This is a genomic window from Motilimonas sp. 1_MG-2023 (genome assembly GCF_030547455.1).
GTDB lineage: Bacteria > Pseudomonadota > Gammaproteobacteria > Enterobacterales > CBDFNC01 > Motilimonas.
On the sequence record NZ_JAUOPX010000012.1, the window covers coordinates 96044 to 121315 of the forward strand.

20 protein-coding genes and 1 pseudogene are annotated in these 25272 nt (G+C 45.3%); 11 read left to right on the forward strand and 10 right to left on the reverse strand.

The window, feature by feature from the left end; all coding sequences use genetic code 11:
• Window positions 1–14: 14 nt before the first annotated feature.
• Together Q4519_RS08685 and mtnN are read right to left on the reverse strand one after the other, a co-directional pair.
• A complete protein-coding gene (locus Q4519_RS08685; protein WP_232801804.1) occupies window positions 15–983 on the reverse strand; it encodes a cobalamin biosynthesis protein in 969 nt (322 codons plus the stop codon).
• Window positions 983–1681: a 5'-methylthioadenosine/S-adenosylhomocysteine nucleosidase gene (gene mtnN / locus Q4519_RS08690; RefSeq protein ID WP_232801805.1), complete on the reverse strand. Its 699-nt coding sequence runs from the start codon at window positions 1679–1681 to the stop codon at window positions 983–985. Before mtnN ends, Q4519_RS08685 begins: the two co-directional genes overlap by 1 nt.
• A gap of 480 nt (window positions 1682–2161) precedes the next feature.
• Here mtnN and tyrS point away from each other — a divergent pair, with 480 nt between their 5' ends.
• On the forward strand, window positions 2162–3442 hold the full coding sequence (gene tyrS / locus Q4519_RS08695; RefSeq protein WP_232801806.1) for a tyrosine--tRNA ligase: 1281 nt from the start codon (window positions 2162–2164) through the stop codon (window positions 3440–3442).
• Between the two features lie 74 nt (window positions 3443–3516).
• Complete coding sequence (locus tag Q4519_RS08700) at window positions 3517–3789, forward strand: hypothetical protein (protein WP_303511621.1); 273 nt, start codon at window positions 3517–3519, stop codon at window positions 3787–3789.
• A 42-nt stretch (window positions 3790–3831) separates the two neighbouring features.
• On the opposite strand, the gene Q4519_RS08705 is transcribed toward Q4519_RS08700, so the two are convergent.
• The 6 genes from Q4519_RS08705 to gltB all read right to left on the reverse strand — a co-directional run bounded on the left by Q4519_RS08705 (window position 3832) and on the right by gltB (window position 12234).
• The gene (locus Q4519_RS08705) at window positions 3832–4239 is read right to left on the reverse strand and encodes a hypothetical protein (RefSeq protein ID WP_232801808.1); all 408 of its coding nucleotides are present in this window, start codon (window positions 4237–4239) and stop codon (window positions 3832–3834) included.
• A gap of 131 nt (window positions 4240–4370) precedes the next feature.
• Window positions 4371–4754: a hypothetical protein gene (locus Q4519_RS08710; protein WP_303511623.1), complete on the reverse strand. Its 384-nt coding sequence runs from the start codon at window positions 4752–4754 to the stop codon at window positions 4371–4373.
• Window positions 4736–5362: a hypothetical protein gene (locus tag Q4519_RS08715; RefSeq protein ID WP_303511625.1), complete on the reverse strand. Its 627-nt coding sequence runs from the start codon at window positions 5360–5362 to the stop codon at window positions 4736–4738. The genes Q4519_RS08710 and Q4519_RS08715 overlap by 19 nt, the downstream gene beginning before the upstream one ends.
• A gap of 436 nt (window positions 5363–5798) precedes the next feature.
• Window positions 5799–6206, reverse strand: a complete 408-nt coding sequence (locus tag Q4519_RS08720) for a hypothetical protein (RefSeq protein ID WP_303511627.1) — start codon at window positions 6204–6206, stop codon at window positions 5799–5801.
• Between the two features lie 142 nt (window positions 6207–6348).
• The gene (locus tag Q4519_RS08725; RefSeq protein ID WP_303511629.1) at window positions 6349–7764 is read right to left on the reverse strand and encodes an FAD-dependent oxidoreductase; all 1416 of its coding nucleotides are present in this window, start codon (window positions 7762–7764) and stop codon (window positions 6349–6351) included.
• A 9-nt stretch (window positions 7765–7773) separates the two neighbouring features.
• Window positions 7774–12234: a glutamate synthase large subunit gene (gltB, locus tag Q4519_RS08730; RefSeq protein WP_303511631.1), complete on the reverse strand. Its 4461-nt coding sequence runs from the start codon at window positions 12232–12234 to the stop codon at window positions 7774–7776.
• 382 nt (window positions 12235–12616) lie between these two features.
• Between gltB and Q4519_RS08735 the strand changes: the two genes are divergently transcribed.
• The gene (locus tag Q4519_RS08735; protein ID WP_303511651.1) at window positions 12617–13552 is read left to right on the forward strand and encodes a TIGR01212 family radical SAM protein; all 936 of its coding nucleotides are present in this window, start codon (window positions 12617–12619) and stop codon (window positions 13550–13552) included.
• Window positions 13553–13690: 138 nt separating this feature from the next.
• The gene (locus tag Q4519_RS08740; RefSeq protein WP_303511633.1) at window positions 13691–16129 is read left to right on the forward strand and encodes a diguanylate cyclase; all 2439 of its coding nucleotides are present in this window, start codon (window positions 13691–13693) and stop codon (window positions 16127–16129) included.
• A 79-nt stretch (window positions 16130–16208) separates the two neighbouring features.
• Here the strand turns inward: Q4519_RS08740 and folE2 are convergent, their stop codons facing one another.
• The gene (folE2, locus tag Q4519_RS08745; protein WP_232801814.1) at window positions 16209–17135 is read right to left on the reverse strand and encodes a GTP cyclohydrolase FolE2; all 927 of its coding nucleotides are present in this window, start codon (window positions 17133–17135) and stop codon (window positions 16209–16211) included.
• Window positions 17136–17318: 183 nt separating this feature from the next.
• Between folE2 and arcB the strand changes: the two genes are divergently transcribed.
• The 4 genes from arcB to Q4519_RS08765 all read left to right on the forward strand — a co-directional run bounded on the left by arcB (window position 17319) and on the right by Q4519_RS08765 (window position 22762).
• Window positions 17319–19643 carry an aerobic respiration two-component sensor histidine kinase ArcB gene (arcB, locus tag Q4519_RS08750; RefSeq protein ID WP_303511635.1) on the forward strand — a complete coding sequence of 775 codons (2325 nt, stop codon included), beginning with the start codon at window positions 17319–17321 and terminating at the stop codon, window positions 19641–19643.
• Window positions 19640–20299 (forward strand): triacylglycerol lipase, encoded by a 660-nt coding sequence (locus Q4519_RS08755; protein WP_303511637.1) that lies wholly within the window; start codon window positions 19640–19642, stop codon window positions 20297–20299. The genes arcB and Q4519_RS08755 overlap by 4 nt, the downstream gene beginning before the upstream one ends.
• A gap of 10 nt (window positions 20300–20309) precedes the next feature.
• The gene (locus Q4519_RS08760; protein ID WP_303511639.1) at window positions 20310–21026 is read left to right on the forward strand and encodes a pseudouridine synthase; all 717 of its coding nucleotides are present in this window, start codon (window positions 20310–20312) and stop codon (window positions 21024–21026) included.
• Between the two features lie 152 nt (window positions 21027–21178).
• Window positions 21179–22762, forward strand: coding sequence for an alpha/beta hydrolase-fold protein (locus Q4519_RS08765; RefSeq protein ID WP_303511641.1), 1584 nt, complete (start codon window positions 21179–21181; stop codon window positions 22760–22762).
• Between the two features lie 289 nt (window positions 22763–23051).
• On the opposite strand, the gene blaOXA is transcribed toward Q4519_RS08765, so the two are convergent.
• Window positions 23052–23849 carry a class D beta-lactamase gene (gene blaOXA / locus Q4519_RS08770; protein WP_303511643.1) on the reverse strand — a complete coding sequence of 266 codons (798 nt, stop codon included), beginning with the start codon at window positions 23847–23849 and terminating at the stop codon, window positions 23052–23054.
• Between the two features lie 288 nt (window positions 23850–24137).
• Here blaOXA and Q4519_RS08775 point away from each other — a divergent pair, with 288 nt between their 5' ends.
• The 3 genes and pseudogenes from Q4519_RS08775 to Q4519_RS08785 form a co-directional block, all read left to right on the forward strand.
• Window positions 24138–24416: a hypothetical protein gene (locus tag Q4519_RS08775; protein ID WP_303511646.1), complete on the forward strand. Its 279-nt coding sequence runs from the start codon at window positions 24138–24140 to the stop codon at window positions 24414–24416.
• A 30-nt stretch (window positions 24417–24446) separates the two neighbouring features.
• On the forward strand, window positions 24447–24929 hold the full coding sequence (locus Q4519_RS08780; RefSeq protein WP_303511648.1) for a hypothetical protein: 483 nt from the start codon (window positions 24447–24449) through the stop codon (window positions 24927–24929).
• 133 nt (window positions 24930–25062) lie between these two features.
• Window positions 25063–25272, forward strand: a pseudogene (locus Q4519_RS08785) (IS110 family transposase); the annotation flags it as partial.

The following is a 25272-nucleotide window of genomic DNA, read 5'->3' on the forward strand; positions in this document are numbered from 1 at the left end:
AACCGCGTTGAGTGTTAGTAGCGGGGCTGCTGTATTAGCCACCAGCAAATATTCAGTACAACATAAACAATTATCCATAACCAAGCGGCGTGATTTAAACGTTGCTTTAATGGTGTTAAATGGCCTTGGCTAATGATGTCACCCGTGCCCATTAACGCAAAACGTACCTTGATGGTTTCATACATACGCGCGCCGCCAAGTTGTATTTTTAAGCTACTGGCTAAGGCTGAAATAACCAAGCCGGAGCTTAACATTGGCCAGCTGGCACCTTGGTGAAATAGGTTTTTTAAGGCGTAGCGGGTGTTGCCATAACAACTTAAGGTGAATGCGAGTAATAAACAGGGAATGAAGCTCACTGTTTGGTAAGCTTGTTGTGCGGCGATACCAAAATGGCGAAAACGTGTTTTTTTTCTGTTCCAATAAAAATTACACAGCTGTAATAGTCGGCAGGCCAGTGCGCCATAAATACCGGCAACGGCAAACCAAAAGAACACCACAAACCAACGATGGGCTAAATGTAACGGCAGGCTTTCGGCGGCCGCTTTTTGCAGGCCTAACTGCGATAGGGCATCTACATCACGCAAAGTAATAAGATCCAAGTTATTTCGTGCTTGGCTTTTGTCGGTTACAAGTAAAGACTGTCGGCTGTGGTCAAACGCGGTGACATAAGCTCGCCATTCAAATAAAAACAGCAATAATAGAAAATCAAAAAATTCAGCAAATATCAGCACTTCTTTCAGTGCCACAACAAGGGCAAGACTGGGCAATATCACTAACATTAATGCGAGCAAGCCAGCGAGTTGTTGTTGCGAAAAACTATTGCTTGGATTGGCAACCTTGTTACCCAGTAATTGTAATATATGGCCAGCGCCTGTGGCGGGGTGGTAGCGTAGCGGCAGGGGAAAAAATAATGATGCCAATGCAGCTAATAACAGCATTAGCTGATTGGGCATCATTTGGTATAGCTCAAGTAAGCTAGGCATTAGCCGAGACGCTTAACCATTTCCGCAATCATTAAGCTTGAGTGTTTCGCGGCTACCACTAGGTATTCATCAAATGATTGGCTTGATTCTTTACCAGCGATGTCAGACAGCGAACGAATGATCACAAATGGCACGCTAAATTGATGACAAACCTGTGCAATGGCCGCGGCTTCCATTTCAACTGCCGCCATGGTGGGGAAGTTGTTACGGGCGTATTCCACTTTTACTGGATCGGCCATAAAAGTATCGCCAGTACAAATTAAGCCTTCAATCACCTTTACCTGTTCATCAACGGCGGCAACCGAGTCTTTCGCTACTTGCACTAACTTCGCATCGGGTAAAAATGCTGCTGGCAGTTGTGGTACTTGGCCTATTTCATACCCAAAGGCGGTCACGTCAACATCGTGATAACGCACTTCAGATGAGATCACCACATCGCCTACTTGTAGCGCTTGATCGTAACCGCCCGCAGAGCCGGTGTTAATCACAGTATCGGGTTGGTATAGCTCAAGTAATAAGCTAGTTGCTACCGCAGCAGCCACTTTACCTATGCCTGATTTAGTTAAAATTACTTCCACGCCGTGTAGTTTACCGCGGTAAAATTCACAGCCTGCGATGGTTTTGGTTTCTACTTGTTCAAGTTGTGCGCGCAGTAGTTCAACTTCTTGTTCCATTGCGCCGATAATGCCTATTTTCATCTTGATGATTCTGCTATGTAAAATAATTAACTGGATATTAGCATATACCCAATAAACTTGAAGATGCATGTTTCAGAGCACTGCCATGTTTTCAATACTAGGCACGCTAATGCAGGAATGTAGACACCTTTTAAATGAGCGTAACAACACTTTTTGATTTGAAATCAGGGAAACACGGCGGCGCTCCCAAAGGGCAAGTTTTACACGCGTTAATGCTGCGTTATTGATTTTAATAAGGGGAAAGCCATTACCTGCAATCAATGCCTTACCTAAACGCGTGTAAAATCTTGCTGAAATCAAGCATCTTGGGTATGAGCAAAATTGATAGAAACGCCATCCGCTTACAACAATCGCTTAAATGCGGCAGAAAAAGCCACGAAAAACCATAAACAAGCGGGGTTTGGCCTGTTTTTTGTCAGGTCAAATGTGTAAAATCGAGCCCCATTTTGGATTTAAGCAACTTAAAATACAGGTTTCGCGATGACAGCAACAAATGAACTATTGAAAGACTTACAAGCCCGTGGGCTGATTGCACAGTGTACCGCTGATGAAGAATTAGCTGAGCACCTTTCAACAGGTTGTCGCACTTTGTATTGTGGCTTCGATCCCACTGCCGACAGCCTACACATAGGTAGCCTAGTACCACTATTGGTACTAAAGCGTTTTCAGCAGTTTGGTCATAAGCCATTAGCCCTAGTTGGCGGCGCAACGGGCTTAATTGGTGACCCAAGTTTTAAAGCAGCAGAGCGTCAGCTAAACACCACCGATGTAGTGGAAGGCTGGGTAGAAAAAATTAAAGCACAGGTCAGCGCCTTTGTTGATTTTAACGAATCAGAGAACGGCGCCGAGGTGGTTAACAACCTAGATTGGATCGGTAAGATTGATACCATCACCTTTATGCGTGACATAGGTAAATACTTCAGCGTTAACGCGATGATCCAAAAAGAGTCGGTTAAACAGCGCATTGAGCGTGAAGGCTCGGGTATCTCATACACTGAATTCAGTTACATGCTGTTGCAGTCGTACGACTTTGCGGCGCTAAACCGTGATAAGAACTGTACTTTGCAAATCGGCGGTTCAGATCAGTGGGGTAATATCACTGGTGGTACTGAATTAACTCGTCGCATGAACAAAAACCAAGTGTTTGGTTTAACGTTGCCATTGGTAACAAAATCAGACGGCACTAAGTTTGGTAAAACTGAGTCTGGCACCATTTGGTTAGATGAGAACAAAACTTCATCTTACTCTTTTTACCAGTTCTGGTTAGGCACGGCTGATGCTGACGTGTACAAGTTCCTACGTTACTTTACTTTCTTAAGCATTGAAGAAATTGCAGCCATTGAAGAAAGTGATAAGGCGATTCAAGGTCGCCCTGAAGGCCAGCAAGTGCTTGCTCGTGAAGTCACCCGTTTAGTTCGCGGTGAAGAAGGCCTAGCCTCAGCTGAGCGTATTACTGGCGCCTTGTTCTCTGGCGATTTAACCTCACTGAGTGAGTCTGATTTAACCCAACTTGCTTTAGATGGCTTGCCAATCACTGAAGTAGAAGGTGATTCACTTTCTCTGGTTGAGCTATTAACTTCTTCAGAGCTTGCTAAGTCAAACAAGATGGCACGTGAGTTTATCGGTAATGGCGCGGTATCGGTTAATGGTGAAAAAGTAGCTGATACTGAAGCTGTATGTAATAAAGCAGATGCTATGTACGGCAAATTTACCTTAATCAAGCGCGGTAAAAAACTATTTAACTTATACATCTGGAAGTAATACTTGCCGGTAGATAAGTGAGTAAAAGGAGAAGCTAAGCTTCTCCTTTTTTGTTTGTGAAATTGGAGCGAGCAGTGAGCAAACCCAGTTGCGAGCAAGTCCTTCAGGAAGTGATAGCTAAAGTAAAAGCAGAGTTTCCGTTTCATGCGCCCGAGTCGAGCATTTGCAGCGACCATTGTGAGGTCTGCACTAAGAAGCTATTAGAGCTGGTGGAAATGGAGATTATTGGCTGGCAAACCCGCTTAGACCAAGGTGATAAGCCTAACTTTGCCGAGTTAAATCAATTTGTTAAGTTATGTAAAAACGTGCGCCGAGCACTGGTGCGTAATGGCCTATTAGTTAAATAGTCAAGTAATTAAGGGCTGTTATCAGCCCATGTTGTAAAAAGCTTACTGTTGAAACTCCGCCACTTGTTCTTTGTTTTCAGGATCAAGTAGAGGATCTTGGTTAATGAGCTTAATCCGACGAATATCTTCTATGCGAAAAATAAGATTACCTGAGTCTTCGGCATCTTTGTAATCATGAACCCGATCATCATCACCCCAGTAACGCACTTGCTTCATTAACACAAAGCCACTGCTTAAACGGTTATTGCTTACCTGCTCGTATAGGGATTTAGCGACATTACCGTAGTAATAATAAGTTTCCATGCCATCATTTTCTTCTGGCACGTTAAATTGGGCAAACACCCAAACGCGCTCTTCACTGACATTACTAGTGGCGGCATCCACTTCTTCGGAAAAGCGGCAGCCTGAAAGTAAGGTGAATACGCATAACAATAAAACTTTTAGTTTCATTTTTTCCTCGTCACAGCTGATAGGGTCATATTTAAGGCGCTATTATGGTCTAACTGGGTTGTAAAAGTCGATGATGTTTTTGTGATGGGGTGTTGTTTTTGGCATGAATCTAGTCATGCCAAAAGCCATTCTCAGCCAGCCGTGCGTTTTAACAATGTCAGCACTTCGCTGTGATGGCTGTGAGGGAACATATCAAATAGTTGCGCTTTTTCTAATTGATATTGTTCAAGCAAACGTAAATCAGCCACTAAGGTGGCGGGGTTACAACTCGAATAAATCAGCCAAGCAGGTTGCAGTTGATTAATGGAGCCGCACAACTGTTGGCCTAAACCTCGTCTTGGCGGATTAACTACAAGAAGCTCAGGTGGTTGGTTTTGTGCCATAGCAAATGCTGTTGAATCAAGCGCCTGAAAGGTAAAATCACTGATACCCATTTCACTGGCTGAGCGTGTAGCACAATCGATGGCTGAAGCCGATATTTCAATGCCTGTTACCTTTAAGTCTCTGCTGGCCAAATGCAAAGCGAACCCTCCGACCCCAAAAATAGGTCCCAACAGTTAGATACTTCTAATGACTCACTCCAGTCTTTGGCGGTTTGGTACAGTTTGGCCGCGACCGTATTATTGGTTTGAAAGAAGCTTTGTGGCTGAATGTATAAAGGCACATGATTGAGTTGCTGTGACAACATCGTCTCAGCGGTCAGGATTATTTCCGTTTCGCCTTCAAGGATCGCTTTGTGCTCAGGCTGTAAATTTACCGAGCAGACTTGAAGCTCGGGCCATTGGATTTGTAGCCAAGGTAAGCATTTTCGGATTTTATCCAGATGATTTTTTGAGCGCAGCACCAGGCGTAGTAGCCAAGTCTGTTCGGTTGGATTATAGGTGAGTAGCACAAATTTAAGTTCGCCGCGGCGTGTTTCAATGCTGTAGGGCTCTAATTTAGCAAAGCTAATGAAGGCTTTTACTTGCTCAAAAGCGGCTTTAAATGCAGTCGGGTAAAGTGGACAGTTGACTAAATCCACCGCCTGCTTTTGATGATTAATGATACCAAGTATGGGGTGTTCAGACGTGCCTTGTACCACCATTTTAGCTTTGTTGAGAAACCCTTGTGGTAAGCTGGCCAAGGGGGAAAAATGATGTTAGTAGGAGAAAATGGCGCAAGTAGACTCGTTAAGTTTTGCTGCTTCTTGCTTAATTGTTCAGGGTAGGTGACATCGATTTGCGAACAAGACTGGCATAGTCCAGCAGAATAGTATTCACACTGCATGTGAAGGTGGCTCTGACAAAGAAAATAAAGCGGAATTTATACAAAAATACGCTTTGCGCCAAGTAAAACTCGTCGCTGCCTGACTAAATTTCTATGCCTTCGTTAAGGTTGTTAAACCTTGCTGATATTGCGTGGTTAGCTAGCTGGGTAAGCCTAACGGTTACGTCATGAATTTGTGCCTGCTCGGAAACCTCAGTTTTACTTAAGCCCATTACGAGCAGATTGGATAGTGCTATTCATGTCGTGACTGCCGTTTCGGGCTCATCATTTAGAGAGGCGCACCGCAACGCTTATTACCACTCTTTAGTTGATTGACAAGTGCCATAATACTGCTTGGCAAATAACTTGCCTTGCAAACTCACTCGGTGGCTAGAATGCACTGAATTTAGGTGACGATCGATTGAGGTGACAAGCACTTCACCTGTGCTGGTTTCATCAATAAAGGCAGCGCCATTGCCTTTGTAAACAAGTTTCACCGGTTTGATTGAGCCGTTATCAGCGATAATAAATCCACTTGGGCCTTGGGGATCGATTTCAAATTTGAGTTTTAGCTCTGCGTTACTTTGACCAAATTGGTCACTGTAGCGAGTATAGATGCAATCGATAATTGGATTCGCGCCAATAGCAGCGAAAGCTTGGCTGAATGGCAGCATAGTCAGTAGGATGAGGGCTTTTACAGCATGTGAATACTTAGCTTTCATAAATTAATCTCGTTATTTCCTTTAATATCAAAATATTGAAGGGTAATGTGCCTAGGCTGAAGATATCACACCCTGCTCGGCTCTAACATCAAGACTTAAACATGCTTGATGCTAGTTATCCGAGTAGGAGGAAGATTAATGTTTACACGCCAAGGTAATCCATGATGCCATCGGCTGCTTTGCGGCCCTCGTCAATGGCTGTTACCACTAAGTCAGAGCCACGCACGGCATCGCCGCCAGCGAAGATTTTTTCATTACTGGTTTGAAACGCAAAGGCCCCTTTTGCGGGCGCTTTAATGCGTTGCCACTGATCAAGCTCGACCCCATGTTGACCGAGCCAAGGTGCTGGACTGGGCTGAAAACCAAACGCCATGATAATAGCATCTGCCGCGAGCACTTCGTCAGAGCCTTCGATAGGCTCAGGGCGACGACGGCCATTTTCATCAGGCTCGCCAAGTTTGGTTTTAATAATCTTAACCCCTGAGACTTCACCTTGGTTGTTAAGCTCAATGGCAGTAGGTTGTACGTTAAAAATAAACTCGACGCCTTCTTCCTTGGCGTTTTGTACTTCGCGTTTTGAGCCGGGCATGTTGGCTTCGTCACGGCGATAGGCGCAAGCTACACTGGCTGCACCTTGACGTATAGAGGTGCGAACGCAGTCCATAGCGGTATCACCACCGCCCAGTACCACTACTTTTTTATCTTTCATATCAATGAAATCAGCGGGTGAGTTTTCAAAACCCATTAAGCGATTAATGTTTGCAACTAAAAAGGGCAGGGCATCGTAAACACCGGGCGCACTTTCGTTTTCCAGATCGGCACGCATGTTGGTGTAAGTCCCGGTGGCGACAAACACCGCGTCATATTGACTGAGTAAATCTTCAAAAGCGATATCTTTACCGACATCAACATTGAGTTTGAATTCAATGCCCATTGAAGTGAATACTTCACGGCGGCGGATCATGACTGATTTTTCCAGCTTAAAAGGTGGAATACCGAACGTAAGTAGGCCACCAATTTCGGGATAGCGATCAAACACCACGGTTTTTACGCCGCCGCGCGCTAATATATCGGCGCAGGCAAGACCTGCAGGCCCCGCGCCAACAATGGCGACTTTTTTATCGGTGGCAACCACTTGTGACATATCAGGGCGCCATCCCATTTCAAAGGCTTTTTCGGTAATGTATTTTTCTACGTTACCTATGGTAACCGCACCAAAATCATCGTTTAAGGTACAAGCTCCTTCACATAATCTGTCTTGTGGGCACACGCGACCGCACACTTCAGGCAAACTATTGGTTTGGTGACATAACTCTACAGCTTCTAAAATTTTTCCCTCCGTCGCCAACTTTAACCAGTTTGGAATGTAGTTGTGTACCGGACACTTCCATTCACAATAAGGGTTGCCGCACTCAAGGCAGCGGTCTGATTGCATTTGTGCTTGGCTATCGTTAAAGGGTTTGTAAATTTCAATAAACTCTTCTTTACGCACGGTGATCGGTTTCTTCGGCGGATCAATGCGTTGTACGTCAATAAATTGAAAGACATTCTGGCTCATAATAATTCCTTATTGGGCTTCAACCCGTAGCTCGGCAGTGGAACGACTACGGTGGCCTAACAATGATGAAAGCTCCGCGGACTTAGGTTTAATTAATCTAAACAGTGGTAAATATTGATGAAATTTAGCCAAGATTTGTTCGGCGCGCGCACTGCCCGTTTCATCGAGATGCAAGTTGATCAGGCCGCGTAAGTGCTCTTGGTGAATGATTAAATCATCTAATTCAATCGCCTCAACCAGCTCTGGGTTTAGCTTCTCGCTAAAGTTACCTGCCTCATCAAGAATGTAAGCAAAACCGCCCGTCATCCCTGCCGCGAAGTTAACGCCCACTTCACCTAACACAGTGATAATACCGCCGGTCATGTATTCACAGCCGTTGTCGCCAATGCCTTCCACCACGGCATGGGCGCCGGAGTTACGCACCGCAAAGCGCTCACCCGCGCAGCCTGCAGCAAATAACTGACCACCAGTCGCGCCGTATAAGCAGGTGTTGCCGATGATGGCGGCCTCGTGGGATTTAAACGCCACGCCCGCATGAGGGTGGATCACTAACTTACCGCCCGCCATGCCTTTGCCGACGTAATCGTTGGCGTCACCAGTGAGATATAACTCGACGCCGCCAGCATTCCACACGCCAAAGCTTTGCCCAGCGGTGCCGTTCAGTATAATTTTTATAGGATCGCTCGCCATGCCTTGATTGCCATGGCGCTTGGCGATAATGCCGGAAATCATCGCGCCGACCGAGCGGTCGGTATTGCGAACCGTATGGCGATAGACGCCGCCTGATTTGTGCGTAATCGCATCACTTAATTGCTCGGCCAATTTGCGGTTAAGCTCGCCTTTATCAAACGGCGGGTTGGCTTCGGTGCAATATAATGGATGCCCTTTGGTACTTTTTGGCGCATACAAAATGGCAGACAAATCTAGCTTACTTTGTTTTTGGCTTTCACCATCTTTAACTAATAATAAGTCGGTGCGGCCAATTAAATCCGTTAGCTGTTTTACCCCTAATTGCGCCATCAGCTCACGGGCTTCTTGGGTGATAAACTTAAAGTAGTTCATCGCCATTTCCGGCAAGCCGTGATAATGATCGCGGCGCAGTTTTTCATCTTGAGTTGCCACACCTGTGGCGCAGTTGTTGAGATGGCAAATACGCAAATACTTACAACCTAACGCGACCATAGGGCCGGTGCCAAAGCCAAAGCTTTCCGCGCCGAGGATCGCCGCTTTGATCACATCTAAACCAGTTTTAAGGCCGCCATCCACTTGCAAGCGCACTTTATGGCGCAAGTTGTTGGCAACCAGTGCTTGATGGGTTTCGGCAAGGCCGAGCTCCCAAGGGCTGCCCGCGTATTTGACCGAGGTTAATGGGCTTGCACCCGTGCCACCGTCATAGCCAGAAATGGTAATCAAGTCGGCATAGGCTTTGGCTACGCCCGTAGCGATGGTGCCGACACCGGGCTCAGACACTAATTTAACTGAGACTAAGCAATCTGGATTAATTTCTTTAATATCAAAAATCAACTGAGCTAAGTCTTCAATAGAATAGATATCATGATGAGGTGGTGGTGAAATTAGCGCCACACCGGGCGTGGAATAACGCAACTTAGCAATTTGCGCGGTGACTTTATGGCCGGGTAATTGGCCGCCCTCACCGGGTTTGGCCCCTTGCGCCACTTTAATTTGAATGACTTCGGCATTCATTAAATAGTGCGGCGTAACGCCAAAGCGTCCTGAGGCAATTTGTTTGATTTTTGATAGACGTTTGTTGCCAAAGCGAGCGGGGTCTTCACCGCCTTCTCCTGAGTTAGAGCGCCCGCCTAGGGTATTCATTGCAATTGCTAAGGCTTCATGGGCTTCAGGGCCGAGCGCACCAATGGACATGGCGGCAGAGTCAAAACGCTGATACAAAGACTCCGGCGCTTCAACTTGATCAAGGGCAATGGCTTTGGTATCGCTGGTAAGATTAAATAAATCGCGCAGACTGGAAACGGGGCGCAGATTGACCGTATCAGCAAACACTTTATAGTCTTGGTAATCACCTGACTTCACCGCCACTTGTAGGCTGGTCACCACATCAGGGTTGTAGGCGTGGTATTCACCGTCATGCACGTATTTTAGTAAGCCGCCTTGTTCGAGTGGCTTACGATGAATGTAGGCTTGTCGGTGTAAGCGCAGGGCATCTTGTTCAAAATCAGTGAACTTAGCGCCAGCAATACGAGAGGTGACGCCTTTAAAGCAGCGCTCAATGACTTCGTCATCAATGCCGATGGCTTCAAATAACTGCGAGCAGCGATAACTGGCGACCGTTGATATGCCCATCTTCGACATGATTTTGTATAAGCCTTTATTAATACCGTTACGATAATTTTCAAGGGCATCACGTAGGTTAAGATTTAAGGTGCCGTTATCAACCAATTGCCCTAACGTTTCATAGGCTAAATAGGGATAGACAGCCGTTGCACCAAAGCCGAGTAACACGGCAAATTGGTGTGGGTCGCGGCAGCTGGCGGTTTTAACCACTATGTTAGTGTCGCAGCGTAGGTTGTTATTTACCAGTGCTTGCTGTACTGCGCCCACCGCCATCGCGGCTGGGATCGGCAGCTGATCTGGTGAAATGTTCTTATCTGATAACACCAGTAATACCGTGCCACTTTGCGCTAACGAAACGGCTTGTTGTGCAATGCGCTCAACCGCCGCGCCTAAGCCTTCGTCGACACTAAAGGTGAGATCTATTTGGCCATGTTGGTAATGTTGTTGATCCAGTGCTAACAATTGCTTAATGTCGCTGTAAAGTAGAATCGGCGAGTCAAACATCACACGGTTGGCGTGGCCGGTAGTTTCATTAAACACATTTTGCTCTTGACCAATGCAAGTGGCCAAGCTCATAACGTGATTTTCACGCAGTGGGTCAATCGGGGGGTTAGTGACCTGGGCAAATTTTTGTCTAAAATAATCATACAAGCTGCGTGGCCGCTGTGACAGCACCGCCATCGGCGTGTCATCGCCCATTGAGCCGGTAGCCTCTTGGCCGATTTCGCCAAGCACACGGATCACTTGCTCAATCTCTTCGGCGGAATAGCCAAACGATTTGTGATAGCTTTTCAGTGTGAGCTCATCCATTTGCCGAGCGCCAATGGCATTGTCGGGTATTTGACTAAATGGCTGCAAACGTTGGCTGTTGGCACTGAGCCACTCGCGGTATGGGTGGCGGTTTTTTAAGTCTTGGTCAATTTCAAATGAGGTCCATAGCTTGCTGGTTTTGGTGTCGATAACAAACAACTCACCAGGGCCAACGCGGCCTTTTTCAACTACCTCATCGGGTTGGTAATCCCAAATACCGACTTCAGAAGCAAGGGTAATAAAGTTGTCTTTGGTGATCACATAGCGAGCAGGGCGTAGGCCATTACGGTCTAAGCCACAACCGGCAAAACGACCGTCGGTCATCACGATGCCGGCAGGACCATCCCAAGGCTCCATGTGCATGGAGTTAAAGTCGTAGAAGGCTTTGAGGTCGTCATCCATTGAAGGGTGCTTTTGCCAGGCGGGTGGCACCACCAAGCGAAAAGCGCGGAAAAGATCCATGCCGCCAGCAAGGAATAATTCCACCATGTTATCTAATGAGGATGAGTCTGAGCCAGAGGTGTTCACAAAGGGCGCAGCATCTTGCATGTCGGGTAATAGCGGCGAGCCAAATTTATAAGAGCGTGCCTTGGCCCATTGGCGGTTGCCTTCGATAGTGTTGATTTCACCGTTGTGAGCCAATAAACGAAATGGTTGTGCCAATGGCCAGCGTGGTGAGGTGTTGGTTGAGAAGCGCTGGTGGAATAGGCAAATGCTGGTTTCCATGCGAATATCGGCCAGATCCAAATAGAAAGTAGGTAAATCCTCTGGCATCACCAAGCCTTTGTAGATCACCACTTGATTCGACAAACTGGCGATATAAAAGTCGTCATCATCGTTGATACGTTTTTCAATGCGGCGGCGTACCAGATAAAGGCGACGTTGCAAGTCTGACGCGCGCCAGCCCGTTGGTGCGTTAATAAAAATTTGCTGAATATCAGGTACGCTTTGCTTAGCAATATCACCTAATACATTGATATCAACTGGTACTGTGCGCCAACCTACCAAGGTCAGGGTTTCGCGGGCGAGCTCTTCAGTGATGATTTGTTTTGCACGCTTCGCTTTTTGTGCATCTTGGCTTAGAAAAAGCGTACCAATGGCGTAATTGCGACCTAAGTTCCAGTTGTTTTCTTTGGCGACGGCACGAAAGAAGCTGTCGGGTTTTTGCATTAATAAACCACAGCCATCACCGGTTTTGCCATCAGCAGAGATGCCGCCGCGATGCTTCATTCTATCTAATGCTGAAATAGCAACGCGCACCAGCTTATGGCTAGTTTTACCCTTAGTGTGGGCGATTAAGCCAAAGCCACAATTGTCACGTTCAAAAGAGGGGTGGTAAAGAGACATAACTTTGCTCCAATTCCTATCATCGCCATCTCTAAAATATGTGGGATTAGCTTGCGATGATGCGTATTCGTTAAGTTGGCGAGAAACTAACCAGAAAAGCACAAGGAGTCAAATTTCGTTTACATTTAGTTAGGCTTGTTAACATTTATTTTTATTTAACCTTTTCAGCTGTCTATCCAGTTACTTTCTGGCAGTAAATTGTCAGGTGCGCGTTATTCTAGTCATTAAACTTAAGTTTAGGCTGTTTTTTGAACAAAAAGTTTACTGCTTTGTTAAAAATATAATAAACCCTTACTTAGTGCTTGTTTGATTTACCTCTACAACTTACTCCCTCTAGCTGATTAGCATGTCGACTTTGATTGAAGGGATAGAAGTAAACGCTATGCAGTTACATCATTGGGTAAATACCTTAGGCCAAGATTTAAAATCTCGTTATGGAGAAACGGTGCGTAAGCTCACCATACATGGCAACTTTACTTGCCCAAATCGCGATGGGACATTAGGCACTGGTGGCTGTACTTTTTGTAATGTGGCGTCTTTTGTCGATGAAACCACTGCTGTGCAATCTATCGCGCAGCAGTTAGATGTTAAAGCCGAGCAGCTTAAGGCCAAGAGTTCGAAATATTTAGCTTATTTTCAGGCTTATACCAGCACTTACGGTGAGGTACTTGAATTAGACAGGCTATATCGGGAAGCCATGGCGTATCGCAATATAGTGGGATTATGTGTTGGCACTCGGCCGGATTGTGTGTCTGATGTGGTGTTGAATTTACTCTCAGGGTATCGCGAGCAGGGCTATGAAATTTGGCTTGAGCTTGGCTTACAAACCAGCAATGATAAAACCCTAAAGCGCATTAACCGTGGTCATGGTTGGGCCGAATATGAACATGTCTGCCTGAAAGCAAGAGCGTTAGGAATAAAAGTGTGTACCCACTTAATTGTCGGTTTGCCCGGCGAGGGTTGGCAAGATTATCAACAGACCATAGATAAGGTTGTCGCATTAGGGGTTGATGGACTTAAATTGCATCCTTTACATATTGTTATAGGTTCAACTATGGCGAAAGCTTATGCTGCAAATAGGTTAGCTGCTATTACACTTGAGGAATACGTTGCCGTTGCGGTAATGATGATCCAGCGCACGCCTGCTGAAGTGGTTTATCATCGCGTTTCTGCAACAGCACGAAAGCCAACCTTGATTGCGCCTGCGTGGTGTGAAGATCGTTGGCAAGGTATTATTGCTGTTGCCAAAGGGTTAGCTGCGTCAGGTTCACAAGGAAGTCAAACAAACTCCCGCTATCTATTTCGTTCTGTGAGCTAACACGGATGTTTCAACGGATAAGTTGTTTAAGGCTGGTTAAATGAGCGCAGTCATTCATAATAACAGTGGAGTATGGATAAGGGGGCGCAGAGCCACTATTGCATGTTTAATAAGTGTTTTAATTTAATAATTTATTGCTTGTCTGTTGTTCTATTTGCAGGCTCAAGTGGCTTTGCCTATAGTGCCGATAATCTATTAGATACCGAAAAGCCAAAATCTATTAATATAGTCGTACCAGATGGGCATGTACCCTTTGGTTTTTATCAAGACGACTTATTAACGGGGGTGCTAACGGATTATTGGGCTCTTTGGGCGGAAAATACAGGCATTGACGTGAACGTGCTGGCGCAAACTGAGGCAAGCTTTGGCGATGCGCGCAATATTCAGCTTAGCCTCTCATCACAAAGTTATAACCCCGATGTATTACGTATCCCGTTAGTGGGGTTAAAGGTCAAGTTATACTATTTAAAGAAAAACCAGCGGCTTATTTCTCGTGCGCTACAGGATAAGCAAAATCAAGTTCGCTTAGGGTATGTTGAACGTAAAGGTTTTTTACGTGACAACGTAGAGCGGCAAATTAACATTCAAGCTAACGCTTATGACTCTTCTATTGTGCTTATGTGGCATTTAATCCAAGGTGATATTGATGCTATTGCAGCGGTTAGTATTGATACTGGTGCTGGCCAGAGTGATGATCTACTTACTTTATTCATGAACTCTTATCATTTAGCTGAACTAGACGTGGTCGCGCAGGTTGAGCCGACTCAGGGTGAGTTAATTGATTGGATAAGTTGGGGCGCTAATCTGATCAGCTCTTCTGAGTTGCAAAAACTCGACGCTAAATGGCTTTCTTTATCTGGCATGTGGTGGTGGATATTTTTACCCATCGTTATTGCGGTGGCGTTAACTATCTTTATCGTGCGAGGGGTTAAGCGTAGGGGGCAAAATAAATCGTTTTCACTTGCCATGATGCCTTTTGCTTCTGTGGTGATTAGTCAAGATGGTAAATATTTACTTGAAGCGAACGCCATGGCTCAAGAGCTGAAACTGTGCCCGGAAGATCCCTATAAACAGCCGTTACCTGAGTGCCTACAGCCTGTCGCGAGTTTAATTCAAACCAGTTTGGATGAGGGTGAAATTGTAAACCAACAAATTGGTTTAACCTGTTTATCGGGGAGTTGGCACTTTTTCATTTTAAACGCCAAGCGTATTCAGCGGGGTAAACATCATTACTGGTTGTGCCAACTTTGTCGGTTAACGGCGCAGCCTGATTTTCGCCCTTTACCTCAACAACAAGCCTTATTACGTGATGTTTTAGCGGCAATTACCAGCCCAGCTTGCATTAAAGATAAACAGGGTGTGGTGCTCGCCTGTAACAAGCTTTGGTCCGATTTGGTTGGTTTAAAAAACGGTGATGTTATTGGCAAACGTGACAGAGATGTACTGTCAAAAGATGAATTAGCGCGTCAGCGGCCTTTAGAATCAAAAGCTTGGCTGGGGCAAGTACAGCGCGGTGATGATATTATTGTCTACCCAATGGAAAACGAACAGCAAAATATATACGCTTTGCTGGTGGTTCTGAACCAGTCTCAGACCCTTACTCGACAAGAATGTGATGCCGAAAAAACGCAATATTTAACCGCTTCTTTAATGGCCATGTTTAATGATTACCCTGATCCGGTTGCGATTGTGACACAAGCGGGTTTATGTAAAGTGGCTAACAATGCATTTGCTGATGCCATGGTGCAAAAGCCATTAACTGATGTTATTAACCAAGCTGTCGCTAATATTTTGCCAAGCGATAAAGTTGACTGGAATCAACGTCAGCACAAACAGATATTTCGAGCTAAAGATAGTGTTAAGTATGAAGAGCTGGTGTTTTTACCTCAAGGCCAGCAGCAATGGCTTGAAGTAGTGAAGAACCCATTTGTATTTCCACTTGATAACGAAGCCGCTATTTTGATGGTCACCCATGATATTACCGAACGTAAGGATACGGAGCAGCAACTGGCTGACGCAATTGGTAAGTTAGAAGAGCTTAGTTTTATTGATAGCTTAACCCAAGTAGCTAATAGACGTAGTTTTGATGAACAATTACGTTATTACTGGCGCAGCAGTATTAGCCAAGAGCAATCGATGTCACTTATCTTACTGGATATCGACTTTTTTAAGCCGTATAACGACAATTATGGCCATCAAGAAGGCGATCAAGCGCTGACCTTAGTCGCTAGCACCATTAAGAATGCATCCAAGCGAGCAACCGACTTAGTGGCACGTTATGGCGGGGAAGAGTTTGTTATTTTATTGCCCGACACTGATAAAGCAGGTGCAGAGCATATTGCTGAACTGATCCGCCAAGCGGTAGAGGATAAGAATATTCCCCATGCTCATTCACAGGTCGCTAACCATATTACGGTGAGTTTAGGCATCGCCACCCTGACGCCCGATCCAGACTTAGATTACGACACCTTAATTGAACAAGCCGACTTAGCGTTATATCAAGCCAAAGACAGTGGTAGAAACCAACTACTGCATTTTGAACAGTTGGCAGGCATGATGGATGAAGCGAGCGACTAAGGGATAAACTAGCCACTAAAGACAGCTAATAAAAAAGGCGCTTATTTGCGCCTTTTGTATTTCGACTAAACAATTACTCCTAGGGCCTAAAGCCGCCTGGGACACCTTTTGTTGTTACCGCAACCGCATCATGGGCGTGAAGACTTTCATAATGGTTTACGCGTACCCAAAAGTCGGCAAATTCAGCGCGTGGCGTTAATGCATGCTGCAAACGACGTGCTGCATCTTCACAAAACATTAGGTTTTGGCCATTTAAACGCGCAAATTCTTGCTCATCTTCACGCTTAACCGCCGCTTGTACTGGCGTTTGCAGTGCTTGCTCAACTAAGTCAATGATTTCAATAATAGGTAAATATTGGTTTTCATTGGTTAGTTTTACTTTCACCTGAGCATTACTGCGCTGACTGTGAGGCGTGGCTACTATGCCTTGTGTTGTGCCTAACCATGCATGAACTGCTTCTTTGTCTAGGCTTTCGCCTGTGGCAAAGTTGTCGTTAAAAGCTTGTTGGATCAACTGGCGCGCTAAGGCTGCAGAGCAAGGGCAAGTAGACGAATAAGGTACGTTTAATTCAAGCTCAAGTTCAAAGTTGTCGTCCTCTTGGCGTGCGGTAAGTACCACAGGATAGGCCTTCCAGCCTTGCTTACCACTGATCAGTGATTTGCGACGTAAATGATAATCAAACGACAATTTTAAATGCGCTTGATTACTCAAGTCTTCGTGACTAACTAGAAAATCATCTAATAATTGTTTTAGGCTCGCTAGGGTCACTTCGCCATTAACTGATAATTCATCAAGTAATAAATACAAGCGTGACATATGAATGCCTTTAGCTTTGGTATCAGCGAGATTAACAAAAGCTTCTGCCTTTGCACTGACTTGACGCGCGGCTTGATTATCACTTGAAACCATCAGAGGTAACTCTATTTGGCTCATTCCAACCCAGTCTAATAGCCCTTCTTTTTGGGCGAAGGCACTATTGGCAACGTCCGGCATTGATGATGACATTAAGGCGATACTCCTGATTACTACTAAAACAGACCCAATTCTATCACTGAGCGAAGGTGTTTTGGCTCAAATTTTGATAAGGCCGCGAATTATAAACCCCTTAGGGCAGATTAAAAACCATAAAAAACCAAGGTTTTTCACTTTAGGTCGTTTATTATTGGGGCCATAAAAGGGAGCGTTTGCATGAAAAAAATGAAAGTCTGGTCGCAGTTTTATGTTTCATACTTAACTCGTTTAGGTATTTTTAAGTTCAGTTTAATGATGGCCACCTGTCTGATTTTGCTGGCGCTTTTTGTACAGATAGCCGTCACTTTATTTTTGTCGGGAGAGGTTAAGCAAATAGACCTGATCCGTTCGGTATTTTTTGGCCTGTTGATTGCGCCTTGGGCAATATACTTTTTTTCGGCCGTGGTAGATCAATTGGAGCTGGCGCGAAAGAAATCAAGTCTGATGGTAAAAAAACTGCAACAGATGCGCGAGCGAGACCTAGAGCGCGCCCAAGAGCTAACCCAAACCATTGAACAAATGCACCAAGAATTTGAGCAGCGTAAAAAAGCAGAGCGTGCTCGCAGTGCAGCGATGACAGAGTTAGAAAATGAGATAAAGCAGCGCGAAGAAGCGCAGCGCACCTTAGAGGATAAAACGGCACTACTGCGCTCTTTCATTGATAGCTCCCCTGATTTGGTTTACTACCGCAATGAAGATAGTTGCTTTTCCGGTTGTAATAAAGCGGTAGAAGAGCTGACGGGACGCACCGAGTCACAATTAATCGGCTTAACGCCAAGGGATGTTTATCGCTCTGATATCGCTGATAAAATAATTGAAACCGATGCCGCTGTATTTGAATCCAATGAGCCCCTTACCTATGAGCAATGGCTGGAGTTTCCATCAGGGCGTAAGGCTAATTTTGAATTAAGTAAGGTGCCGTTTTTTGATCAAAAGGGTAAACGTTTGGGCTTATTAGGCTTTGGTCGCGATATCACCGAGCGCAAAAAATACGAAGAAAAGCTCGAAAAAGCCAGCCGTGATAAAACCACTTTTATCTCTACTATTAGTCACGAACTGCGCACGCCTCTTAACGGTATTGTTGGCTTAAGTCGCATGTTGCTCGATGGTGAGCTCAGTCAACAGCAACGCAAGTACCTTAAAACCATTCATGTTAGTGCCACCACCTTAGGCAATATTTTTAACGATATTATTGATTTAGATAAGTTGGATCGAAAGCGTTTAGAAATCGTCAAGCAGCCGCTCAATTTTCATGACTTTGTTTCAGATTTAGAAAGTTTGGCGCATATCCAAGCGCAGCAAAGAAATCTTTATTTAGCTTGTGAAAATGCCCCTAATCTGCCGGATTATATCGAAGCCGATGGCACCCGTTTACGCCAAGTAATGTGGAACTTGATCAGCAATGCGGTCAAATTTACCGATCAAGGGCGCGTTGATATTCGCGTTAGTGCGATGGCATTAGGTGAAGATAAAGCGCGCATTCGCATGGAAGTACAGGACTCAGGTATTGGTATACCGGAAGATCAAATTAAGAAAATATTCTCCATGTATTATCAGGTTAAAGGCACCAAGCAAGCTACCGGAACCGGTATCGGGCTAGCGGTGTCACATAAGCTAGTGAGCGCAATGGGCGGTGAAATTTTGGTGACCAGTGAGCTAGGCAAAGGCTCAGTGTTTGCGGTTGAGCTGACAGTTGATGTACCGAAAACACTTAATGAGTTAAGTGAGCAAGTTAAGGCCTTGCCCAATCTTGATATTTTGCTGGTGGAAGACGTTGAGCTGAATGTCACCGTTGCCAAAGCATTACTGGAAAAGCTGGGTCATCAAGTCTCGGTCGCCATGACCGGACAAGCGGCATTAGATATGGCAGAGCAGCATGCTTATCAACTCATTTTACTCGATATTCAATTACCCGACTTCAGTGGTTTTGAAGTAGTGGCTAAATTGCGCGATCGTTTTGGCGACGATCTATGTCCTGTGGTAGCGCTGACCGCCAATGTGATTAATGATCGAACGGAGTATTTTGAACAAGGCATGGACGATGCCATTAGTAAACCCCTTAGTGTTGAAGCGGTTGCCGCCATGGTGAGTGAGCTATTCGCCCATGAGCCTTTACCGGTTGCTGTTCATCGTCATGATCACGTTGAAGTAAAACTGGAAACCTTGTTAGACACTGAAATGTTGGGGGATTTTTTAGCTGCGGTGGGTAAATCGACGCTTATTTCAAGTGTGGCTTTGTTTGAGAAATTAATGCCTGAATACTTGGCGGTATTAGAATCTAACCTGATTGCCCGCGATCAAGACGGTATTGTTAGTGAAGCTCATAAAATTAAAGGCGCCGCTGGCTCGATAGGTTTAAAACGCTTACGTGAGCTGGCGCAAAAGGCGCAATCGCCTGACTTGCCCGCGTGGTGGGATAACATTGACGACTGGGTTGAAAAACTCAAGCGCGAATACCCAGCTAACGTTGAGCACTTGTATGAATGGATTGAGCAGCAATGAAGCAAGACGCTCATGTTAAGAAAGAAACAGTGATCTTATTGCATGGTTTAGTGAGAACGCCGCGCTCAATGAATACCATTGCCAAGCACTTGCGCCGTGAAGGCTATCAAGTGATTAACCTCGGCTACGCCTCGCGCCAGCATGATGTGATGACCTTAGCCAATCAGGTGATCCCACAAGCGCTAGCACAGTGCCAAGGGGAACACACCATTCATTTTGTCACCCACTCACTAGGCGGTATTTTGGTGCGGGCATATTTATCCAAACATACAATAGAACAATTAGGCCGAGTAGTGATGTTAGCGCCGCCCAATCAAGGCAGTGAGATTGTTGATAAGCTTGGCCATTTACGCTTATTTAAATGGATTAATGGCGAGGCAGGTTTGCAATTAGGCACCGATGAAATGAGTATGCCTAAGCGACTTGGCGCAGTTGACTATGAGTTGGGCGTGATTGCGGGCACCCGCAGCGTCAACTTGATTTTGTCGACGTTAATGCCCAGACCTAACGACGGCAAAGTAAGTGTTAACAGCACTAAAATTGCGGGTATGAAAGATCACTTAACACTGCCAGTAACTCATACCTTTTTGATGACTAATCGACGCGTGCTTAATGCAATAAGTGCATTTTTAGCGACTGGCAAGTTTGCCAAGTGAGGCGATGATAATGCCTCAAGTATCAGAAATTCGCTTAGCCCGTTATATTGCTATGTCCGGCTATTGCTCACGTCGTCAAGCATCACGTCATATTGATGCCGGTGAGGTGATGTTTAATGGCCGTATTGCCGAGCACATTGACCATGTTCAGGTGGGCGATTTGGTGCAGTTGGCAGGCCAAACTTTAACCCTAAAAGCCGCCTTTAGTTATTGGCTGTTTAATAAACCCGTTGGCGTGGACTGTAATTTAAGGGCGCATCACAGCGCCAGTTTATTGCACTTGTTACCCCTTGATGCTGGGCGCATTTATCCGGTAGGGCGGTTAGATAAAGACTCGCACGGTTTGTTATTGCTCACCGATGATGGCGAGCTATGCCAGCGCTTAATTCATCCGGATTTTTATCACCCTAAAACCTACTTAGTGCAAGTCGAGCGCGCTTTTGATGAGACCTTTTTAAGGGCAATGGCGATGGGTGTGCAGCTAAGAGAGGGGTTAACTCGGCCTTGTCAAATAAGACGGATCGCCCCCGATCAGTTTGAAATTGTATTAACCCAAGGGCTCAATCGACAAATTCGCAAAATGGCGCAAATGCTGGGTTATAAGGTGATTGATTTACAGCGTGTGGCGCTGGCTAATTTAACCTTAGATGGCTTAGTTTTGGCCGCGTGGCGTCAGCTGTCAGCATCAGAGGTTGAAGCGTTGCAGCTGAGCCTAACTCGCGATTGAGCCGATAAAAACCGAGGCGCTAATTTAGCGATGAATATCAAGTAAATGTAAAAATACCGTTGACATAAAATGTCGTCAATCTATTCTTTTATGCAATGCCTCCATATACAGCGATGTCGGCATGTTTCTGTTCATTATTTTAAGGAAGATCAATGAGTAATCGATTAAGTTTGATGATAACCATGGCCTGTGCGCTGCTTGTTAGTGGCTGCTTTGCCGAAAAAGAAGTGCCGAAACAGCCAACGCTCGATACTGTGACCATCACCAGTCCATCTTTGCAAAACAATGTATTACCCATTAAGGCCGAGCGTGAGTTGATTATCTCATTACCACCCTCTTATCACAGCGATAGCAGCAAAACTTATCCCGTGGTGTATTTACTGCACGGATTAGGCGCCAACGCTTATGGCTGGTTTTCTAATATTGGCGGTGAGCCTAATGTTACCAACGCGCTGAAAACCTTGTACGCGCAGCAGCAAATTAACGAAATGATCATCGTGGTGCCAGACAGTTTCACCGAGCATGTCAAAGGTGGCTGGTATAGCAACTCAACGTCAGGTGGCAGCTGGGAGGATTACATCCTTAAAGACGTGATACCTTATGTGGAGGCAAACTATCGCACCAATCAACAACGCGGCATCGCCGGCAGTTCAATGGGTGGCTATGGCGCCCTTAATTTTGCGATTAACTATCCCGAGTTGTTTTCCGGCGTGTATGCCATGAGCCCAGCGTTAGTGGGTGAGCATTGGTTAAGTAACATGAAAACCGATGCACAGCTGGCCGACATTAACGCAGGCTTATCAGCACCAAAAGATCAATGGACTGGAAATGAAGTCATTAATTATTCCGTTGCTTTAGCGTTTGCGCCCAGCAATACCGCGCCCTTGTATGCCGAGGTGCCCTTTACCCAGCAAACGGTTGCGCGTATCAGCGCCCACAGCATCATGACCGCTCTTAATCAGCTTTCGGCCAGCCAGCTCGACAATATCAAAGAGAAAGTGACCGCCATTAAGCTTGATGTGGGTAATAAAGATATCGCTATTCGCGACGACCTGCGCGTGCTAGCAAACGAGCTTGAGCAAAAAGGCATTAACGCGTTTTATAGCGAATACCCCGGCGGCCATGCTGACCGATTAAACTTATTGATTGAGCAGGAAGTGTTTCAGTTTTTCTCGCAGCATTTTGCCAACGCTTTACCAGCAGAGCTGCCTGCATCACTTGCTACGATAGCTAACTCGCTAGCACCTAAGCCACAAATTGTTGAGTTAGACGCCTTTACCCTGACCGGCATTGCAGCGTCAGGTTATGAAGGCAGTCAACAGCTAACCGAGCTGTGGCCACGGGTAAATAACTCTGGCATTGATATCAGCACTTGTAACAATAAAGCGGGCATCGGGCTAAGCACCCAAGATCTCTCGGTCTATAGCTTCACTAAGTCCAATCAGCTGGAATATATGGTGGGTTGTGAGCTGCTTGCGGGAGCAAGCTTTCCGGCCTCGTTAGCGGATGAGACGGTTTCGCGCGAAATCCCGAAAAATACCTACGCTGTGTTTGAGTTCAAAGGGGTAATGGACAATCGCTATATCGAGTTTTGGCAAGCCATTATGCGAGATTGGTTCCCCAGCTCTGGCTATGACCATAAGGGTGGTTATTTCTTTGAATATTATGGCCCCGAATCTGCGGCCAATAGCGATCAGTCGGTGATGAAGCTTTATTTTCCGATTAAGAAAAAATAAAGCGGATATTGGTAATATTGAGGAGGCTGTTCCAGCGCCACGTAGGAGCCCCAGTAATGGGGCGATGGGGTTTATCGTAGCATGACTGCTCCTTGCTGCCTTTAATTGGCAACAGGCTAAAACTCAGCTCGTAGCACATATTTTCGTCATATAGGACAGACCAGCTTAGGCTAAGGTACTCTATGTATTAGCAATAAAAAGTGCCTGTCCTATTTTCCCTTCAGTTTAGGCTGGAGTGATTATCTTTTGTTTATTCATACTTAGCGAGAGAAAGGTGGCCTTCCTCCTTTTATTTATTAAGCGGAAGAGCTTGAATGGCCTTTAGAACATCTCGAACTATGGCCTCTCTTTTGTACAGATCTTGCAGCCTGTTAGGCGTATCTATATTTAATGCAAAATAAACGGGGCCCGATGGCCATTCTACCCAGCCAACCCACCAGCCATAACGGCCTTCCCAACCGGTTTTTGCTCTTAATATCCAATCTTTTTCAGCCTCTACTATCAAAATATCCTTTAACAGCCGCTGATGTTCTATCTGGAAAGGAAGGTCGTTATGAAAAAGCTTTTGCAGAAAGGTAATTTGCTCTGAAGCGGAAATGGCAAGCTTCCCATCAACCCAATAGGCACCACTTTCGGTGCTGGGGTCTATATTGCCATAATCAATTTTTTTGAGGTAACTTATTGTTTTTTCTTCACCTAGCTCCTTTGCAAAACCCGCATAAACCCAAAGAGCCGAATTTCGCATCGCCGAACGTAAATTTTGATCTTGATTATGAGGCTCGAAACCTCTTTTAACTCCATCCCACGGAAAAACCTGAAATTCATCTTTAACTAATCCCGCATCTAAAGCAAAAAGGGTATGCGGGATCTTGAATGTTGAAGCGGGAGAGTAGCGCTTGTTTGCTCGCTCTTTGTTATAAATGCTTATTTTTTCAGGTGATTCACGAGCATCAACCACGAGAATTGTGCCGGTCGCATCGTACTTATCGAAGAATATCTTCCACTCAGGTTTGGCTTCATTTCTTTCCTGAGTAAAGCCGTCAGGGACTATGAATACGAAAAGCAAAAATAAAATTAAAATCTTCATGTTAACTATATCTCCATAACGTCTAACGCTTGGTAAATTTGCGCTTTACTTAGTGTTTGAATCTGACTGGCGAAATTTGCTGAGGAAAAGATGCCTGCTCTGTCTTTTTGTTTTGAATATTCGGCCCTGATTATGCGCCAAATAGCGATGATTAGGTAATGCAAATATACTTTCCTATTAAGAAGCGCGAGTAAGACTTCAAGCAAATAAATAGTGCTACATGCTGATAAGTGGCGTTAACTAATTAGTGTATGCTTAAAACCTAACTTTGATGATTGGATGTCGAATATGAAGAGCAAACTAAAGCTTCTAGCATTCACGGTGGCTTGCTTTGCCACTAACGCGCAAGCTGAAGTATTTAAAGAATTTGGTGATTACACCGCGTCAGTAATAGAGCAGCAAAACGGCGTAGTAGAAAAACAGGCTAGCGTGTCATTGCAAGGCAGCCCGTTAAAACTGGATTTTAATGCTAACTCGAATACCAAGGGGGTTTTGGCATTGGTTGCTGGCGAGAATGTGCAACTGATAGTTGATGGGGTAGTGATGGATAACCAGTTAGATGACTAGGAAGTCCTCAAGGTAAAAAATGCCCACAACATGGCGATCGTTTACCAGTCTAAAACCTACCCCGTCAGCACTAAGGGCAGCGGTGCGTCGATGATATTTATCACCGACTTTAGCGACTCCGGCAAAAAGGCGCCCGCGAACGCCCTTGATTATCGAATTGAGAAAGACCAGTTTGTTACCTCGCAAGGGGTTATCTCAAGTGGATGCTTTGGACAATTACAAACGGATTTAAACGGTGATAACTCGGTTGCTGCCATCTACATTAATCGCAATATTTCTCGCGGCTGTATCGACGCCAACTTCCCTTTTCCCGGTGGTGATGAAGCCAAGATCAGCTACAAAATTGTTAGTGAAGGCAAACCAAACCAATTTAATCTCGAAGTGTGCGAACGTGTAGACGGTTCATTGGGCGGATCATGCGACAACATCATTATCGAGTTTGTTAATCGCCCTTATATCACGCCGAGCAAAACCCTAAGCGTGCTGTCGATAGAAAAAATTGGCGAGTGGTAATTGATTATTTGAGTAAATTGGTTAGGCCGGTCCTTTTCGTTATATCAGGTAGGAGATGTATGGACTCCTCCCCACGCGGGAGATACGGTATAAATAAATCGACGAAAAATTACTTTACCAAGGGAGTCCATACATGAAGAAATCTAACTTATTCGCCATCGACATTGCAAAGAATGTTTTTCAAGTTGCACACTTAGTTGGCAAAAAGGTGAAAAGCAACAAAGCCATGAGTCGTAAACGATTAAAAGCACTGCTGGCTGAATCGGAGCCTTCACGTGTTGCAATGGAATCATGTGGTAGCGCCAGCTATTGGGCGCGCTTGGCCCAGTCCTATGGTCACGAA